Here is a 17,684-nt window from a genome sequence, read left to right as displayed (position 1 = left end):
GCCTGATCGGGCCACTCCCTCTTCCCGCATCACGCTCCGTGCGGGACGCTCGCATGTGGCGGCACCGCAATGTTCAACTGGCGCAATGTTCATCCGGGGGTCACCCCGCACCTCGGCAGGAGGAAACAAGTGGTCGACGCGGATCAGACATTCGTCATCGTCGGAGGAGGACTGGCCGGCGCCAAGGCGGCCGAGACGCTCCGGGCGGAGGGCTTCACCGGCCGCGTGATACTGATCTGCGACGAACGCGATCACCCCTACGAGCGCCCGCCTCTCTCCAAGGGCTATCTGCTGGGCAAGGACGAACGCGACAGCGTCTTCGTCCACGAGCCCTCCTGGTACGCGCGCAACGACATCGAGCTGCACCTCGGCCAGACCGTCGACGCCATCGACCGCGCCGCCCGGACCGTCCGCTTCGGTGACGACCACACCCTCGTCCACTACGACAGGCTGCTCCTCGCGACCGGCGCCGAGCCGCGCCGCCTCGACATCCCCGGCACGGACCTGGCCGGCGTCCACCACCTGCGCCGCCTCGCCCACGCCGACCGCCTCAAGGGCGTCCTCCACGCCCTCGGCCGTGACAACGGCCACCTCGTGATCGCGGGCGCCGGCTGGATCGGCCTGGAGGTCGCGGCGGCCGCCCGCGAGTACGGCGCGGAGGTCACGGTCGTCGAACCCGAGGCCACCCCGCTGCACTCCGTGCTGGGCCCCGAGGTCGGGGGCCTCTTCGCCGAACTGCACCGCGAGCACGGCGTGCGCTTCCACTTCGGCGCGAGGCTCACCGAGATCGTGGGCCAGGACGGCATGGTGCTGGCCGCGCGTACGGACACGGGGGAGGAGCATCCGGCGCATGACGTGCTCGCGGCGATCGGCGCCGCCCCGCGGGTCGCGCTCGCGGAGGCGGCCGGACTGGAGGTGGCCGACCGTGCCCACGGCGGGGGCATCGTGGTGGACGAGCGGTTGCGTACGTCCGATCCGCATGTCTACGCGGCCGGGGACGTGGCCTCCTTCCCCCTCGCCCTGTTCGACACCCGGCTGCGGGTGGAGCACTGGGCGAACGCCCTCAACGGCGGCCCCGCCGCCGCACGGGCGATGCTGGACCAGGAGGTCACCTACGATCGCGTGCCCTACTTCTTCACCGACCAGTACGACCTGGGCATGGAGTACTCCGGGTGGGCGCCGCCCGGGTCGTACGACGAAGTGGTGATCCGCGGGGACGCGGGGAAGCGGGAGTTCATCGCGTTCTGGCTGAAGGAGGGCAGGGTGCTGGCCGGGATGAATGTGAACGTGTGGGATGTCACTGAGCCGATCCAGTCCCTGATCCGGGCGAGGAACGCCGTGGACGCGGAGGCGCTGGCAGACCCGCACGTTTCGCTGGAGAGCCTGCTCGTCCACGATTCCTAATCTCTTTGTCAAGCGGCGTTTGTGACAGGGGGTATGGGTTCGTAGCACCGTCCGTCGCGCAACAGGGCCCGCAGGACGTTGACCCGCCGGTCAGCGCGGCCAAAGCGGCGGAAAGGGCGCCGGGGGCACCGGTGCGGGTTCCCCGTGCCCCCGGCCGGGCGGCGGACTCAGCGACGCGCCCCCGCCAGCCCCCGCGAGCGCAGCACCCGCCGCTCCACGGGGGCGAACAGGAGCAGGTCCACGGCCACCCCCACGGTCAGGATCTCCGCGATCGACGCGAGCACCAGCGCCATATCCTGGTACGACCGTGCACTCTCCAACAGTTGCCCGAGCCCCAGTCCCAGCTCGGGTGAACTGGCGATGAGTTCCGCCGCCATCAGGGACCGCCAGGAGAACGCCCAGCCCTGTTTGAGCCCGGCCAGGAAGCCGGGCAGCGCGGCCGGCAGCAGCACGTGCCGCACTCCGGAGACCCCGGTGGCGCCAAGCGTCCGCCCGGCCCGCACGTACAGCGGCGGCACCTGGTCGACGCCCGATAGCAGTCCGTTGGCGACGGACGGTACGGCGCCCAGCAGGACCACTGCGTAGAGCGTGGCGTCGGTGAGGCCGAACCAGACGATCGCGGCCGGCACCCACGCCACCGAGGGCAGCGACTGCAACCCGGACAGCACCGGCCCGATCGCCACGCGCAGCGTCCGCATCGCGGAGAGCAGCAGCCCGAGTGCCGTGCCCAGGCCGACCGCGACCGCGAAGCCCAGTGCGCCGCGCCGCACGCTGTTCCACACGGTGGACAAGAGCGTGCCCTCGTACCACTGGTCGCTCAGCGCACGCCACACGTCGGCGGGGGAGGGCAGCAGGTAGTCGGGTTTGAGGTGGGCCGCGCAGGCGCCCTGCCAGAGGAGCAGGATCAGTACCGCGGCGGCGAGGGGCGGCAGCGCCTTCTCGCGCAGGACCCGGCCGAGCGGCAGCCGCCCGGCCGCTCGCGGCGGGCTCTCCAGTGCGTCCAGCCCCGCCTCGACCGCGGCCGTCTCCCCGCCCGTGTCGGCCACCGCGCCGGGGTTCTTCTCCACGGTCTCACCGGCGCCCATGACGGCGTATCTCCTTGCGCAGGGCGTCCGTGATCGTGGCCGTCAGAGCGGCCTCAGGGGCGTCGCCGGCACTCCACTCGCCGACGATCCGTCCCGGTCGGGAGGAGAGCAGCACGACGCGGCGGCCGAGGCGGACCGCCTCGCGGACGTTGTGGGTGACGAAGACGACGGAGAGCCCCCGCTCCGACCAGATGCGGGCAAGTTCCTCGTGCAGGACGTCCCGGGTGATGGCGTCGAGCGCCGCGAACGGCTCGTCCATCAGCAGCACGTCGCCGTCCTGGGCGAGGGCCCGTGCCAGGGCGACCCGTTGGCGCATCCCGCCGGACAGTTCGTGGATCCGTTTGCCGTACGCGCCCTTCAGCCGCACCAGTTCCAGCAGCCGCAATGCCTCCTCCCGCCGCTCGCGCCGGGGCACCCCGCGCAGCCGCAGGGCCAGTTCGATGTTCCGGCCCGCGGTGAGCCAGGGGAACAGGGCGTGCTCCTGGAACATAAGGGCAGGGCGCCGCCCGCCGGACACGTCGATGTCCCCGGCGGACGGCCGGTCCAGGCCCGCCACCAGGTTGAGCAGCGTGGACTTGCCGCATCCCGAGGCACCGAGCACGCACAGGAACTCGCCTCGGCGCACGGTCAGGCTGACGTCTTCCAGGACGGTCTGCCGCCCGGCCGTCCCGAACCACTTCGAGACACGTGTGAGCCGTACGGCCGGACGGCCGGCCGGGGGAGCGGGGACGGGACGGACCGGAGCACCAGACGGTACCCGTAGCACCGTTTCTGACATGACAACAAATCCCTTGACTTGTCGATGAGTTACCGGATGAGTCGCTTCTCATGGGTCGGTGACACCCAGGCCCGCGTCGTCCACCGCCGCTCTGCCCTCGCGGTCGAGGACCCGGTTGAGCAGGCGGAGGTCGAAGATTCCGCGCAGTGACGCGCGTAGCCCGTCGGTGCCCGTGGGATCCCGGGGGCCGAGGAGTTCCAGCTCGGCGGCGCGCCCGGCCACCTCCGCCAGAGTGCCGGCGAGCGGATCGTCCAGGAGGTCGACGTGTCTCCAGGCCCGGTCGAGAACGCCGTCCGCCAACGGCCGCCCGGTCAGCCGCCGTATGGCCCGGTTCACGCTCGCCGCGGCCTCGGCCCGGTGGCTGTGGATCCACGCGTTGGTCCGCACCGAACCACGCAGCACCGCCTCGACGACGTCGGGATGGTCGGACAGGAACCGCTGGGAGACCACCACGAGGGCCGTGACGAACGAGCGGTCCCGCCACAGCGACCGCTCGTCCACGAGCACGCGCCCACCGGCGGCGACGAGCTGCGCGGCCACCGGCTCGGGCACCCACGCCCCGTCGATCGCGCCCCGCCGGAAGCTTGACGGGATCTCTTTGCCGGACTGCCGGACCACCGTCACGTCACCGCGCCCGGTGCGCGCGTCCACGTCCCAGCCCTGCCGCCGTATCCAGTGCAGCAGCGCCACGTCCTGGGTGTTGCCCGCCTCCGGGGTGGCGATGCGCAGCCCCCGGATGTCCGTACCGCGCACCCGGGCCGCGGAGGACACGACCAGCGCCACCCCGCCCGAGGCGGCACCGGAGACGATCCTCAGATTGCGACCGTGGGAGCGGAGATAGCCGTTGACGGCGGGCGACGGTCCCAACCAGGCGATGTCCACGGCACCGGCGTTCAGCGCCTCCAGCGCCGCCGGACCGCCGTTGAAGACCTGGGCGCGCAGCTGCGTACCGCCCAGCTCCCGAGCGAAGAAGCCGTCCTGGACGCCGATCAGCGGGGAGGCGTGGGTGACGGTGGGGAAGTAGCCGACCGTCACTGACTGGGCCGACAGGGCCGGGCCGGTTCCGGCGGCCGGCGAGCCCGCCTCCCCCGGCGTGCGGGACCCGTAGCCGCAGCCCGCCGCCAGGAACAGCAGCAGGAGCAGCGCCAGGGCCGCGCGCGGGGACGACCGGGGGCGACGGTCCCGTAGAGGGTCAGCCCAGTGCATCGCGCTCGCCCTCGTGGGGAGTGGGCACGAAAGGCGGTGGGGTTCCGCAGACCATGCCCGCCGTCAGCGTGGTTCCGTCGGCCGGGTCGATCAGGATGAAGGAGCCGGTGCGCCGGTTGTCCTCGTACCGGTCGAAAGCGAGCCGTTCCGCGGCGCGCAGCGTGACCTCGCCGATGTCGTTGAGGTCGAGCCGCCTGCCGCCGGGGATCCGCCGGATCACCGCGGGCACCGTACGCGTGGTGTGCTTGAGCAGGACGCGGTCGCCGGCGCGCAGCGGGCGCTCGTGCAGATGACAGACGGCCGCCGTCACGTCGCGGGAGACCTCCGGCGGAGCCCCGGCCGGGACCACCAGGTCGCCGCGGGCGACGTCCAGGTCGTCGGCGAGCCGCAGCGCCAGCGACTGCGGAGCCCGTGCGGCGTCGGCCGGCACCCCCAGGACCTCGATGCCGACGACGGTGGTGGTGCGTCCGGACGGCAGCACGGTCACCCGGTCGCCGACCCTGAGGACGCCGCCTGCCAGCTGACCCGCGTAAAGCCGGGCGTCACCGCTGCGGATGACGTGCTGGACGGGGAACCGGGTGGGCTCCCACGCCACGGCGTCATCCCCGACCGGCACGGTCTCCAGGTGCTCCAGGACGGTCGGCCCGACGTACCAGTCCATGTGGGCGGAGGGCTCCACCACGTTGTCCCCGGCGAGCGCGGAGATCGGTATGGCGGTGACCTCCGGGATGCCGAGGGCGGCCGTGAGACCGGTGAACTCCTCGGCGACGGAGGCGAAGACCGGCTCCGCGTAGTCCACCAGGTCCATCTTGTTGACGGCCAGCACGACGTGCGGGACGCGGAGCAGGGCGGCGACGGTCGCGTGCCGCCGGGTCTGCTCCACGACACCCTTGCGGGCGTCGACCAGGATCACCGCCAGCTCGGCCGTGGAGGCGCCCGTCACCATGTTGCGGGTGTACTGCACATGGCCGGGTGTGTCGGCGAGGATGAACCGGCGGCGGGGCGTGGCGAAGTAGCGGTGGGCCACGTCGATGGTGATGCCCTGCTCCCGCTCGGCGCGCAGCCCGTCGGTGAGCAGCGCCAGGTCGGGCCCCTCACCGGAGGAGGCCCGCGCCACGGCCTCCAGTTGGTCGGCGAGAACCGACTTGGAGTCGTGCAGCAGCCGTCCGACCAGGGTGGACTTGCCGTCGTCCACCGAGCCCGCGGTGGCCCAGCGCAGCAGGTCGGTCTCCGGCGCCGGCGCGGCGCGGTCCTGGGTGGCGTGGCTCATGGAATCTGTCTGTCCCTCCTGTGCGCGGTTGCGGGGCGGGGCCGACAGCCGGGCCCTGACCTCCTGGAAGATGCCGCGCATCATCAGCGCGGCGGTGGAGTGCGGGGGATGGCCGGCGGCCGGGAACGGGGGCCGGCCGGTCGGGGAGAGCGGCCGCCGGGGATGGTCGAGGGCCGCCATGTCAGAAGTACCCTTCGCGCTTGCGGTCCTCCATCGCGGCCTCCGACATCCGGTCGTCGGCGCGGGTCGCCCCGCGCTCGGTGAGCCGGGACGCGGTGATCTCGGTGATCACCGCCTCGACGGTGTCCGCCTCGGAGAGGACCGCACCGGTGCAGGACATGTCGCCCACGGTGCGGTAGCGCACCCGGCGCCGCTCCACCGGCTCGCCGTCCTTCGCGTCGCCCCACTCACCGGGCGCCAGCCACATGCCGGACCGCAGGAACACCTCCCGGTCGTGGGCGAAGTAGATCTCCGGCAGTTCGATGGACTCCCGGGCGATGTACTGCCACACGTCCAGCTCGGTCCAGTTGGACAGCGGGAAGACCCGCATGTGCTCGCCGGGCGCGTGCCGCCCGTTGTAGAGCTGCCACAGCTCGGGGCGCTGGCGACGAGGGTCCCAGCCGCCGAACTCGTCGCGCAGCGAGAACACCCGCTCCTTCGCCCGTGCCTTCTCCTCGTCCCGGCGCCCGCCCCCGAACACGGCGTCGAACCGGTTCCGGGTGATGGTCTCCAGCAGCGGAAGCGTCTGCAACGGGTTGCGCGTGCCGTCCGGGCGCTCCCGCAGCCGCCCCTCGTCCACGTACCGCTGGACACTGGCGACGTACAGCCGCAGCCCGTGCCGGGCCACCACGCGGTCCCGGTAGCCGATGACCTCCGGGAAGTTGTGCCCGGTGTCGACGTGCAGCAGCGGGAAGGGCAGCGAGGCCGGGGCGAACGCCTTCAGTGCCAGGTGCAGCATGACCACCGAGTCCTTGCCGCCGGAGAAAAGGATCACAGGCCGCTCGAACTCGCCCGCCACCTCGCGGATGATGTGCACCGCCTCGGACTCCAGGACGTCCAGGTGTCCGAGCCGCCCGGGAACCGGGTGCCGGGTGCCGGTACCGACCGCCGTCACAGCAACCCCCGTTCCTTCAGCAGGCCGTGGAGCGTGTTCACCGACTCGGGGACGGCCTCCTTCTGCGTCTCGATCCGCGCGTCCGGCGCCTGCGGCGGCTCGTACGGGTCGTCGACGCCGGTCAGCCCGGACAGCCGTCCGGCGCGCTGCTGCGCGTACAGGCCCTTCACGTCGCGTACGGCGCACACCTGGAGCGGTGTGGCGACATGGATCTCCAGGTACTGCGTCCCGCTCGCCTCGTGCCGCTTGCGGACCGCCTCGCGGCTGTCGGCGTACGGCGCGATCACCGGGACCAGGACCAGGATGCCGTTGCGGGCGAGGACTTCGGCGACCAGGCCGATGCGCTGCACATTGGTGAACCGGTCCTCGCGGGTGAAGCCGAGACCGGCGCTGAGGAAGGTGCGGATCTCGTCACCGTCGAGTACTTCGACCCGGTGGCCCTCCCGGGTGAGGCGGCTGGCCAGCGCCTGCGCCAGGGTGGTCTTGCCGGAGCTGGGCAGCCCGGTCAGCCAGATCGTGGCACCCCGTGTGGGGGGCGTCAGCCTGTTCATGTGCTGCTCCTCACGGTGGTGTCGGTGGAACGGGTCACGCCGTGCGCGGCGAGGGCGGAGAACCCGGCGGCGCACGCCTCGTCGAGTTCGTCGCGCTCGGCGTCGGGAAGGTCCCGCCAGGACGAGGAGGGTGTGGCCACGTGGGCCGCGGCACGCCGCTCCCACTGCTCGTCGACGTGCTCCGGGCCCAGGAACCCGGCGATACGGCGCAGGGTCTCTGCGGGCGCGGCGAGCAGGTCCTCGTACCAGATCTGCAGGACCCGGTCCTCCGGGAGCGCGGACAACGCCTCCGTGCCGCGCTTCATCTCGTCCGACCAGTAGGTGCCGAACAACGAGGCAGGGATGCGGTAGGCACGCACCGCGGCGGGGTCGAAGCGGTCGGGCAGGAACGGCAGCAGTTCCTCCGGCACGAAGCCGAGGTCGTACCCGTCGTCGGCCGGCCGTTCGGCGTACGGGTCCCTGCCCAGTGTGAGGTTCAGGGCCATCACAACAGCGGCCATGCGGAAGCCGGAGTGCCGACTCATGGACAGCGCGCAGTCCCGGCCGTCGCGCACGATGTGCAGGTAGCGGGCGTCCGGGAAGTGCTGCCGGAACTGACCGGCGAGGATCAGCGAACCGCCGCTGCGCTCGGCCCACACGGACTTGCCGAACCGCTCGCACAGCCAGGAGAACAGCCGGGTGTACTGCTCGCCGACGGGCGCGTCCGGGAAGGCGCCGACCGCGGTCTCCAGCTCGTCGTACAACTCGTCCGGGGTGTCGGAGAGATGAGGGAGGGTGGTCAACAGGACGGCCGGGATGCCCGTCTCGCGGCGGAAACGGGAGGTGTCCGTCATTCGGTAGAGGACTTCCTTCGGGGTCAGGCCGCCTGCGTTCAGCAGCCCGTTGACGGCGTTGCACGAGGAGAGGAGCGACCAGAACTCCCCCGCCGTGACAGGCCCTTGGGGGAAGACCCGCGCGGTGATCCGGTACATGTCGGTGAGGTGGTTGAAGAACTCCGACAGGCTCAGCACCCGCGGGTGGGTGCGCAGCAGTTCGGAGACGAGGGTGGAGCCGCAGCGTCCGGTGCCGGTGACGAAGACCTGGCCCGGAGGTCGTCTGCTGGGGTTGGACATGGAGAGCCCGTTCCTTCCCTGAGGTGCGAGCGGCGATGGTGGTGACGGATACCGGTCAGGAGCGCCGTAACAGCGCCGCGTACAGCGTGAGGCCGGGGCCGAAGGCCATGGCGACCACGGGGCCGGGGGCCTCGGGCAGGCGCTGGAGGACCATGAGGACGGTGGGGGAGGAGCAGTTGCCGCACTCGTCGAGCACGTCGTACGACGGCTTGAGGGCGTCGTCGGACAGGGCCAGGCGCTCGCCGACGACTTCGAGGATCCGCTTGCCGCCGGGGTGGACCGCCCAGCCGGTGACGTCCTCGGGAGTGAGCCCGTGCGGGGCGAGCAGCTGGTCGCGGACGACCCCGCCGACGTGCTCGGCCAGTACGTCGGGCACTTTGGGTGACAGGCCCATCTTGAAGCCGAGGTCGGTGATCTCCCAGCTCATGTGGTCGGCGGTGCTGTGGTCGGTGACGGCGACGACGTCGACGACCTCGAAGCCGCTGCCCGCGTCGGGTTCGAGGACGACGGCCGCGGCGGCGTCCGCGAACAGGGCGTGCGCCACGACCTGTTCGAGGTCGCGGGTGGGCGGCTGGACGTGCAGCGAGGTGAGTTCGAGGCACAGCAGTACGGCCGGCCGGCCGCGGGCGGCGACGAAGTCGGAGACCGCGCCGAGCGACGGGACTGCCGCGTAGCAGCCCATGTGGCCGATGAACAGCCGCTGGACTCTGCTGCTCATCCCCAGCTCGTCGGCGAGCCGCAGATCGAGCCCCGGTGTGGTGTAGCCGGTGCAGGAGGTGACGGCCAGCAGGCCCACGTCCTGCGGGTCCAGGCCCGCCGAGTCCAGGGCCGCGGTGACGGTCTCCTTGCCGAGCGGGACGGCCTCCTTGATGTAGCGCGCCATGCGCTGCCCGGTGCTCCACCGGGAGACCTCCCGCTCGCTGCGCGGATCCACGGCCGTGTTGCGGGCGCTGATTCCGGAGTTCTGGAATATCCGCCTGGCCAGCGGAAAACCGTCGTAGTGCGCGTGGAAGAAGTCCTGCCACAGGTCGTTCTGGCTGCTTCGCGTCCCGGGAAAGGAACGGGACGAGCCGGTGATGACCGGGCGGGCGGCGGCGCCAAGTCCGCGAGGAGCGGGCGCGAGCTTTTCTTTGAGATACATGCGTGATTCCTTTGCGATCGGCAGAGGGAATGCACCCTGGGTGGAAATCGATCCCGGAAATCGGGAGATCGGCCCCCGGGCGGGGAATCGTGCATGACGGAGTAATGGCCCGTGCGCCCTTGCGCAGACCAAACCGTACCGCAGTGCTTTCCCCGGGCTGATGTACCAGAAGGTGTAGGGACGTGCGGAGACGCGCGGTCGGCCGGGAAAGCCCCGAGGAGCGTGAAAGAGAGTCGTGGATACCCCGTTCGAACCGATAGTCGATTCGTTGCTTCATCAGTCCAACACAGGGTTCTGGGTGGAATCAAATATTCCGCGGTTAATTTTCCGGGATGAAATAATTGCCGCGTTAAATACGGCGCCCCACCCCTCTGTGGAGCGGAGAGGGGTGAGGCGTTCGAGGCTCGGTGTCCAGTTATGCTGGTACAGGTGGCCTTGTCGAGGGATTATTTTCGGCCGGATGCGGGGAGTGAATCGGTGGGCGCGGAGCCTTCCCCGCCGCCCCCGTTCCCGCCGTTCTCACCGCTCGCGCCGTTCTGCTGGGATTTCCCGCTCGGATTCGGCTCGTTCGCGTTCTTCACGTCGTCGGTGTCGCCGTGGAGCGGTCCCAGTCGGGCGCCTTCGATGTCCAGGTCGGGCAGCAGCCGGTCCAGCCGGCGCGGCAGCCACCACGCCCGGCGGCCCACCAGGGCGAGCACCGCGGGCACCAGCGTCATCCGGACGGCGAACGCGTCCACGAGCACCCCGAACGCCAGCGAGAACGCGATGGGTTTGACGATGGAGTCCTCGGTCGACACGAAGCTCGCGAAGACGAAGAACATGATGAGCGCCGCCGCCGTCACCACCCGCGAGGCATGCGCCGCCCCCTCGATCACCGAGGTCCGGGCCCGTCCGGTGCGCACCCACTCCTCGCGCATGCTGGACACCAGGAAGACCTCGTAGTCCATGGCCAGGCCGAAGAGCACCGCCATCAGCACGATGGGCAGGAAGCTGACGACGGGTCCGGTGGCGGCCACGCCGAGCGCGTTGGCGAGCCATCCCCACTGGAAGACCGCCACGACGGCCCCGAAGGACGCCGCGACCGAGAGCAGGAAGCCCACCGTCGCCTTGACGGGAACCACCAGTGAACGGAAGACCAGGAGCAGCAGCACCAGGCAGAGCCCCACGACGACCGCGGCGAACGGCAGCAGGGAGGCGCTCAGGCGTTCGGACACGTCGATCCCGATCGCCGTGGTGCCGGTGACCGACACGGTGGCGCCCGTCTCCTTCGTGATCGCGGGCGCCTCGGAGCGGATGGCGTCGACCAGGTCCTGAGTGGCCTCGTCCTGCGGGCCGCTGTCGGGGACCATCTGGATCACTGCCCGGCCGGAACCGGCGTCGTACTGCGGTGCGCTCACCCGGACGACGTCCGGCAGTTGCCCCAGCCGCTTCGCCACGGCCCCCGCCGCGCGCTGTCCCGCCTCGCCCTCGGTGTCCGTCTCGGCCAGTACGAGCAGCGGGCCGTTGAAGCCGGGGCCGAAGGCGTCGGTGACGGTGTCATACGTCTCGCGCTGCGAAGTGCCGTGTGCCGCCGAGCCGTTGTCAGGCAGGGCGAGTCGCAGGTCCGTGGCGGGCAGGGTCGACGTCACCAGGGCGGCGGCCACGCCGATCACGACGAGCAGGGGGCGGCGGGTGACCAGGTGGGCCCAGCGCTGTCCCATCACCAGGCGGCGGCGGGGGGCCGCTTCGGCGCCGCGGTTCTCCGTGCCGCCGTCATCGGTGTCCGCACCGCCCGCACCTCCGGCACGGCGGGCCGCGCGGGAGCCGGGGCGCGGGGCGAGCCGGGCGCCGGCCATGCCGAACAGCGCGGGCAGCAGGGTGACGGCGACCAGGACGGCGATCAGCACGGTGGCCGCCGCGCTCAGCCCCATCACCGTCAGGAAGGGGATACGTACGACGACCAGGCCCACCAGGGCGATCATCACCGTCGCCCCGGCGAAGACCACCGCGCTGCCTGCCGTGCCGACCGCGCGGCCCGCCGACTCGCGGGGGTCCATGCCCTGGGCGAGCTGGGTCCGGTGCCGGGAGAGGACGAACAGGGCGTAGTCGATGCCGACGGCGAGCCCCAGCATCAGAGCGAGGCTCAGCGCGGTCGAGGACACCGTCAGCGCCGAGGAGGTCAGCAGCAGTCCGCACAGCCCGGTCCCGATGCCGACGAACGCCGTCAGCAGCGGCATCCCGGCCGCCAGCAGCGAGCCGAAGGTGATGCCGAGCACGGCCAGGGCGATCACGACACCGAGGAGTTCGAGGACGCCGGGGGTCAGCACCCCGTTGCCGTACGCCTGTCCGCCCACGGACACCTCCAGGCCCGCCTGCTCGGCGGGAGCGGTGGTCTTCTCCAGTTCGTCGAGGGCGTCCTCGGCCAGGTCGGTCTTGCTGACCGAGTAGTTGACCTGAGCCAGCGCGGTCCGTCCGTCGGGGGTCACGCCGCCGGTCCTGTCGGGCGGGAGGACCACGGTGACCTGCGGGGCGTCCTTGGCGTCGGCCAGCGTCCGCTGGATCGCGGCGGCGGGGCCGGGGTCGGTGACGCGTTGACCTTCGGGGGCGGTGAACACGATCTGGGCGCTGGCCCCGGCGGCGGCAGGGAAGTCCCGCGCCATGGTGTCCAGCGCCTTCTGTGACTCGGAGCCCGGGATCGTGAACTCGTTGTCGAGCTTGCCGCCCACGACGGCCAGACAGCAGACGACGGCGGCCAGCAGGGCCAGCCAGACCGCCAGGACCGGCCGCCGACGCCTGTAGGCGCCGAGACCGAGCCGGTAGAGCCATGTCGCCACGGAAGTGCTCCTCGCGCAGTAGCAGTTGTGGGCGCGGTGGTCGCGCGGTGATGACGGAACGCTCAGGCGGAGACGGTGCTGCGGCCGCCCGCGAGGTCCAGGCGCAACCCCTGATCGGTGACGGACAGCCGCCGCGGTGCCAGGGAGAGCGGCAGGCCGGACAGGTCGAGCTCTCGGGGCGTTCCGCCCTGGAGCAGCCGATCGGCGAGGCCGTCCGGGAGGGCGCGCTCACCGATCCGCACCGCGGTGCGCTGGAAACGGAGGTTCTCGCCGTCGAGCTCCGGGCGGAACGCGACGGAGATCCGGCCGGCCGGGCCGGTGTGCACTACCAGTTCGGAGGCGGCGGGGTCGGTGGTCACGGTCGCCGATGGGCCGGCGGCGCCCCCGGTCACCGTGGCCACCGCGGCCGCCAGGGCGTCGGCCGGCATCTCGGCGCGGACCCGTGAGTCGCGCACCGACAGTCCGTCGCCGGTACGGACCACGTCGTCCAGTTCGGCGCGCAGATCCACCCCGGAGAAGCGCCGGAAGGTCGCGTCCCGCCCCGACACCTCGACCCGGGAGAACGCCCCGCGCGCCAGTTGCAGCATCACCGGTGTCGGGCCGAAACCCACGTCGAGCCCGGTGCGCAGGCGCCGCTCCACGCGGTCCGTGAACCGGTCGGCCGCACGGTGCCGGACCGCCGCCTCCGCGACCGCCCCGGTGGCCAGCACCGCGCAGACCACTCCCCAGGTGACGAGGTGTGCCCGACGGGAGACGGGTCGCCGTCGCCGCCCTCGAAAAAGTGTCATGACTGACAGTATAGCCAAAGTGTCATGACTGACACTTCTTTCGGCGCCTGCGATACTCCTCACATGGAAAGGGAGATCGTGAACCCCCCGGGCGCCGAGCCGCGCGCCCGGCCCCGGGCCGGGTCGCGCAACGAACCGCACACCGAACCCGGCGCCAGAGAGCGGGCCGATCCCCTGGGGCGGCGCGAGGCGCACAAGGCGGCGACGCGGAAGGCGCTGAACGACGCGGCACGCCGGATGTTCGAGGAACGCGGCTATGAGCGGACCACCGTGCGCGACATCGCCACCGAGGCAGGTGTCACCGAACGGACCTTCTTCCGTTACTTCCCTTCCAAGGAGGACCTGGTCCTCGAAGAGGTCCTGGAGCTCATCCCGGTCGTACAGTCCCTCGTGGTCGCCCGCCCCGCCGACGAGGACCCGTACACCGCCGCGCTCAACGCCGTGCTCGCGCTCGTGGCCGACCGGCGGCTCGCCCTGATGTTCAGCGGCCCCCCGCGGCGGTTCGGCGGCCGGCCGATGGGTCATCTGCCGCCGGTGCTGGGCCAGTTCGAGGACGGGCTCGCGAAGGCGTTCATGGAGCGGCTGGCCGCGCGGGACCCCGCGACCGCGACACCGCTGCGGGCCGCGGTGCTCTCCCGGGCCGCTGTCGGAGCCATGCGCTCCGCGCTCTTCGAGTACACGGCGCTGCCGGTGCAGGAGCGCACGGAGGGCCTGGCGCGCGAATTGCTTGACACCGCGTTTGCACACCTCACGGAGGGCTGGCCGGCATGATCTTCAACCCGTCCGCCGGGTCCTCGTCGTCAGCCCCGAGCCCCTGAAGGGGTGCTCCCATGGCCCGGAGGTGTCGGCGCTCCCCCGTAGAATCACCCCGTGGCAGGACGGATCAACGACGAGGACGTGAAGGCGGTTCGGGACGCGGTTCCGATCGACGCCGTGGTGTCCGAGTATCTCCAGCTGCGGGGCGCGGGCGGGGGAAACCTCAAGGGCCTGTGCCCGTTCCACGACGAGAAGTCGCCGTCCTTCCAGGTCAGCCCGAGCAAGGGGCTCTTCCACTGCTTCGGCTGCCAGGAGGGCGGCGACACCATCACCTTCGTGATGAAGGTCGACCACCTCTCCTTCTCGGAGGCGGTCGAGCGCCTCGCCGCGCAGGCCGGCATCACGCTGCGGTACGAGGAGGGCGGGTACAACCCGTCCCACCAGCGCGGCGAACGCATCCGGCTGGTCGAGGCACACAAGATCGCCGCCGAGTGGTACGCCGAGCAGCTGGCCACGAGCCCCGAGGCCGACACCGGCCGGATCTTCCTCGCCGAGCGCGGCTTCGACCAGGCCGCCGCCGTCCACTTCGGTGTCGGCTACAGCCCCCAGGGCTGGGACCACCTCACCCGCTATCTGCGCGGCAAGGGCTTCACCGACAAGGAACTGCTGCTCTCCGGGCTGTCGCAGGAGGGCCGCCGCGGCCCCATCGACCGCTTCCGCGGCCGCCTGATGTGGCCCATCCGCGACATCGGCGGCGAGGTGGTGGGCTTCGGCGCGAGGAAGCTGTACGAAGCGGACAACGGGCCGAAGTACCTCAACACCCCCGACACCGCGATCTACAAGAAGTCCCAGGTCCTCTACGGCATCGACCTCGCCAAGCAGCACATCGCGAAGTCCAGCCGCGCGGTCGTCGTCGAGGGCTACACCGATGTCATGGCCTGCCACCTGGCGGGCGTGACGACCGCCATCGCCACCTGCGGTACGGCCTTCGGCGGCGAACACATCAAGATCCTCCGCCGTCTGCTGATGGACAACGGCAGAGCCCGCGTGATCTTCACCTTCGACGGCGACGCGGCCGGTCAGAAGGCGGCCCTGCGCGCCTTCGAGGACGACCAGAAGTTCGCCGCCGAAACGTACATCGCCATCGCCCCGGACGGCATGGACCCGTGCGAGCTGCGGCTGGAGAAGGGGGACGAGGCGGTCGCGGAGCTGGCCGAACCGCGCACCCACCTCTTCGAGTTCGCGCTGCGCCAGATCGTGGCGCGCTACGACCTGGAAACCCCGGCGGGGCGCGCCGGGGCCCTCGACGAGGCGGCACCGGTCGTCGCCCGTATCAAGAACAGCGGCGCCCAGCACGAGGTCGCGGTGCAGCTCGCGGGCATGCTCGGCATCCTCGACACGCAGTTCGTGGTCAAGCGGGTGGCACAGCTGGCGCGTTGGGCCCGAGAGCGCGGCGGCAGGCCGCCCGCGCCGGGACCCCGCACGCCCCAGGAGTACGAGGCCGCCCCCCGCCCGACCACGAGCGGCCCCGCGCTCACGCTCCGCAATCCCGTCTACGCCACCGAACGGGAACTGCTCAAACTCGCCCTCCAGCGCCCGGAGCTGGTCTCCCCGGCGTTCGACGCGTACGGGGTCGACGAGTTCACCGCCGCACCGTACGCGGCCGTGCGCCAGACCATCCTGGACGCGGGCGGCGCCGAGTACGGCACGCGGGACCCGCAGGAGTACCTGATCAGGGTCCGCGAGGCCGCACCGGACGACACGGTGCGGGCCATGGTGACCGAGCTCGCCGTCGAGGCCATCATGCGCAAGACGGTCGACGAGGTGTACGCGGGCGAGCAGTTGGTCACCGTCCGCAGGCGTGCCGTGGAGCGCCGCGTCCGTGACGTCCAGAGCGCCCTGACCCGCCTCGGCCAGCACGCCGACCCGGCCCGGTTCGCCTCCGTGCAGAACGAGTTGTGGGTCCTCCAGCAGTACGACCAGGCGCTGCGGGAGCGGGGCGCGGAGGCGCTCTGACGCTGTTCCACGCCCCCTGGAGGGCGGGCCCGCACGTCAAGGTAACCGGGCGGTCACGGCCCGGACGCAAAAAGTCACCGCACGCCCCTCGTGGCGGCGATGTGTCGTACTCCACACTGGGTTCCGGTGCCTGAGTCCTCGGAGCGCGGCCGACCCGCCCCCGGTGGACGGCGGGTGAGGCCGTCGCCATCCCCGACGTACCGCTGCCGCACGTTTCAGCAGCGACATTCCTGGAGGTCGCCCCCGTGCAGACCCAGACCCTCACACAGCACGAGAACAGTACGGACCGTACGGAGCCCGAAGCGGAGACCGCCGTCCTCACGGCGGTACCGGTGCCGGTACCGGCTGCCGAGCTCGTGGACCCCATGGGGCTCGTGGAGCCGGTGGAGCTGCCGCGCGGGCGCACCGACACCGCTGGGCCCACCTCGGACCTTTTCCGCCAGTACCTGCGTGAGATCGGCCGCATACCGCTGCTCACGGCCGCCGAGGAGGTCGAGCTGGCGCGGCGCGTGGAGGCCGGCCTGTTCGCGGAGGAGAAGCTCGGCAACACCCCCGACCTGGACACCCAACTGGCCCTGGACCTGGACAGGTTGGTCGTGATGGGCCGTATGGCCAAGCGGCATCTGATCGAGGCGAACCTACGGCTGGTCGTGTCGGTGGCGAAGCGTTACGTCGGGCGCGGGCTGACGATGCTGGACCTGGTGCAGGAGGGGAACCTGGGCCTGATCAGGGCCGTCGAGAAGTTCGACTACGCCAGGGGCTACAAGTTCTCGACCTATGCCACGTGGTGGATCCGTCAGGCCATGTCGCGGGCGCTGGCGGATCAGGCCCGTACGATCCGGGTCCCGGTCCACGTGGTGGAACTGATCAACCGAGTGGTCCGCGTCCAGCGCCGCATGCTCCAGGAACGCGGTTACGAACCCACGCCCGAAGAGGTCGCCGTCCACCTCGACCTGCCCAGCGAGCGCGTCAGCGAGGTCCTCCGCCTCGCCCAGGAACCCGTCTCCCTCCACGCCCCCGTGGGCGAGGAGGACGACGTGGCCCTGGGCGACCTCATCGAGGACGGCGACGCGGCGAGCCCGGTGGAGTCGGCGGCGTTCCTGCTCCTGCGGGAACACCTGGAAGCGGTCCTCTCGACGCTGGGCGAACGCGAACGCAAGGTCGTCCAACTCCGCTACGGGCTGGCCGACGGCCGTCCGCGCACGCTGGAGGAGATAGGGCGCATCTTCGGCGTCACCAGGGAACGCATCCGCCAGATCGAATCCAAGACCCTCAACAAACTGAGAGACCACGCCTTCGCGGACCAGCTACGGGGTTACCTGGACTGACCGGGGATTGATTCCGCCCCCGCCGCCCCTACCCATTCCCATCCCTTCCCTGGGGGCTGCCGCCCCCAGACCCCCGCTTGTCGGCCTGAACGGCCTCGTCCTCAAGCGCCGGACGGGCTGGGGGTGCCGGGCCTCGGCCTAGAATCCCAGCCCCGCCCGCACATTCCAGCCCTGGCCGCGCATTCCAGCCCCTCCGGCGTTTGAGGAGCGGGGGTCCGGGGGCTGGCCCCCGAAACGGGGTCCGGGGCGGAGCCCCGAAGCCCTGGGGGTCCAGGGGGCGGAGCCCCCTTGGCGGGGTCGAAGGGGCGGAGCCCCTGGGGAT

At 71.5% G+C, this 17,684-nt stretch carries 13 protein-coding genes and 1 pseudogene; 4 read left to right on the top strand and 10 right to left on the bottom strand.

Annotated elements, in window-relative coordinates; all coding sequences use genetic code 11:
• Positions 1-129 precede the first annotated feature (129 nt).
• The gene (locus IE262_RS08715; RefSeq protein WP_189872514.1) at positions 130-1,404 is read left to right on the top strand and encodes an NAD(P)/FAD-dependent oxidoreductase; all 1,275 of its coding nucleotides are present in this window, start codon (positions 130-132) and stop codon (positions 1,402-1,404) included.
• Positions 1,405-1,571: 167 nt separating this feature from the next.
• Here IE262_RS08715 and IE262_RS08710 read toward each other — a convergent pair whose 3' ends face one another.
• The 10 genes from IE262_RS08710 to IE262_RS08665 form a co-directional block, all read right to left on the bottom strand.
• Positions 1,572-2,489 carry an ABC transporter permease gene (locus tag IE262_RS08710; protein ID WP_189872512.1) on the bottom strand — a complete coding sequence of 306 codons (918 nt, stop codon included), beginning with the start codon at positions 2,487-2,489 and terminating at the stop codon, positions 1,572-1,574.
• On the bottom strand, positions 2,476-3,267 hold the full coding sequence (locus IE262_RS08705) for an ABC transporter ATP-binding protein (RefSeq protein WP_189872510.1): 792 nt from the start codon (positions 3,265-3,267) through the stop codon (positions 2,476-2,478). Before IE262_RS08705 ends, IE262_RS08710 begins: the two co-directional genes overlap by 14 nt.
• Positions 3,268-3,315: 48 nt before the next feature.
• On the bottom strand, positions 3,316-4,473 hold the full coding sequence (locus IE262_RS08700) for an ABC transporter substrate-binding protein (RefSeq protein ID WP_189872508.1): 1,158 nt from the start codon (positions 4,471-4,473) through the stop codon (positions 3,316-3,318).
• Positions 4,460-5,743: a sulfate adenylyltransferase subunit 1 gene (locus tag IE262_RS08695; RefSeq protein ID WP_134039962.1), complete on the bottom strand. Its 1,284-nt coding sequence runs from the start codon at positions 5,741-5,743 to the stop codon at positions 4,460-4,462. Before IE262_RS08695 ends, IE262_RS08700 begins: the two co-directional genes overlap by 14 nt.
• A 181-nt stretch (positions 5,744-5,924) precedes the next feature.
• Positions 5,925-6,857 carry a sulfate adenylyltransferase subunit CysD gene (cysD, locus tag IE262_RS08690; protein WP_134039847.1) on the bottom strand — a complete coding sequence of 311 codons (933 nt, stop codon included), beginning with the start codon at positions 6,855-6,857 and terminating at the stop codon, positions 5,925-5,927.
• Positions 6,854-7,408 carry an adenylyl-sulfate kinase gene (gene cysC, locus IE262_RS08685; protein ID WP_189872506.1) on the bottom strand — a complete coding sequence of 185 codons (555 nt, stop codon included), beginning with the start codon at positions 7,406-7,408 and terminating at the stop codon, positions 6,854-6,856. Before cysC ends, cysD begins: the two co-directional genes overlap by 4 nt.
• Positions 7,405-8,520, bottom strand: a complete 1,116-nt coding sequence (locus IE262_RS08680) for a sulfotransferase (protein WP_189872504.1) — start codon at positions 8,518-8,520, stop codon at positions 7,405-7,407. Before IE262_RS08680 ends, cysC begins: the two co-directional genes overlap by 4 nt.
• Before the next feature lie 55 nt (positions 8,521-8,575).
• Positions 8,576-9,661 carry a type III polyketide synthase gene (locus IE262_RS08675; RefSeq protein ID WP_134039849.1) on the bottom strand — a complete coding sequence of 362 codons (1,086 nt, stop codon included), beginning with the start codon at positions 9,659-9,661 and terminating at the stop codon, positions 8,576-8,578.
• 446 nt (positions 9,662-10,107) lie between these two features.
• On the bottom strand, positions 10,108-12,474 hold the full coding sequence (locus IE262_RS08670) for an MMPL family transporter (RefSeq protein ID WP_189872502.1): 2,367 nt from the start codon (positions 12,472-12,474) through the stop codon (positions 10,108-10,110).
• A 62-nt stretch (positions 12,475-12,536) separates the two neighbouring features.
• Positions 12,537-13,262 (bottom strand): LmeA family phospholipid-binding protein, encoded by a 726-nt coding sequence (locus IE262_RS08665; RefSeq protein WP_189872500.1) that lies wholly within the window; start codon positions 13,260-13,262, stop codon positions 12,537-12,539.
• A 24-nt stretch (positions 13,263-13,286) separates the two neighbouring features.
• Here IE262_RS08665 and IE262_RS08660 point away from each other — a divergent pair, with 24 nt between their 5' ends.
• The 3 genes and pseudogenes from IE262_RS08660 (at position 13,287) to IE262_RS08650 (ending at position 17,362) form a co-directional block, all read left to right on the top strand.
• A complete protein-coding gene (locus tag IE262_RS08660) occupies positions 13,287-14,033 on the top strand; it encodes a TetR/AcrR family transcriptional regulator (RefSeq protein WP_189872498.1) in 747 nt (248 codons plus the stop codon).
• A gap of 99 nt (positions 14,034-14,132) precedes the next feature.
• The gene (dnaG, locus tag IE262_RS08655; RefSeq protein WP_134039853.1) at positions 14,133-16,034 is read left to right on the top strand and encodes a DNA primase; all 1,902 of its coding nucleotides are present in this window, start codon (positions 14,133-14,135) and stop codon (positions 16,032-16,034) included.
• Between the two features lie 126 nt (positions 16,035-16,160).
• Positions 16,161-17,362, top strand: a pseudogene (locus tag IE262_RS08650) (RNA polymerase sigma factor).
• Positions 17,363-17,684: the final 322 nt, after the last annotated feature.

Origin of the sequence: Streptomyces bluensis (genome assembly GCF_014650715.1) — a bacterium.
Taxonomy (GTDB): domain Bacteria; phylum Actinomycetota; class Actinomycetes; order Streptomycetales; family Streptomycetaceae; genus Streptomyces; species Streptomyces bluensis.
Note: the sequence above shows the minus strand (reverse complement) of the source record. Positions and strands in the feature narration are given on the sequence as shown.

Excerpts from the sequence above, each read along its gene's own strand:
- IE262_RS08675 (WP_134039849.1), bottom strand. The coding sequence starts at position 9,661 with ATGTATCTCAAAGAAAAGCTCGCGCCCGCTCCTCGCGGACTTGGCGCC.
- IE262_RS08665 (WP_189872500.1), bottom strand. The coding sequence starts at position 13,262 with ATGACACTTTTTCGAGGGCGGCGACGGCGACCCGTCTCCCGTCGGGCA.
- IE262_RS08660 (WP_189872498.1), top strand. The coding sequence starts at position 13,287 with ATGACTGACACTTCTTTCGGCGCCTGCGATACTCCTCACATGGAAAGG.
- IE262_RS08680 (WP_189872504.1), bottom strand. The coding sequence starts at position 8,520 with ATGTCCAACCCCAGCAGACGACCTCCGGGCCAGGTCTTCGTCACCGGC.
- cysC (WP_189872506.1), bottom strand. The coding sequence starts at position 7,408 with ATGAACAGGCTGACGCCCCCCACACGGGGTGCCACGATCTGGCTGACC.
- IE262_RS08695 (WP_134039962.1), bottom strand. The coding sequence starts at position 5,743 with ATGAGCCACGCCACCCAGGACCGCGCCGCGCCGGCGCCGGAGACCGAC.
- IE262_RS08700 (WP_189872508.1), bottom strand. The coding sequence starts at position 4,473 with ATGCACTGGGCTGACCCTCTACGGGACCGTCGCCCCCGGTCGTCCCCG.
- IE262_RS08710 (WP_189872512.1), bottom strand. The coding sequence starts at position 2,489 with ATGGGCGCCGGTGAGACCGTGGAGAAGAACCCCGGCGCGGTGGCCGAC.
- IE262_RS08705 (WP_189872510.1), bottom strand. The coding sequence starts at position 3,267 with ATGTCAGAAACGGTGCTACGGGTACCGTCTGGTGCTCCGGTCCGTCCC.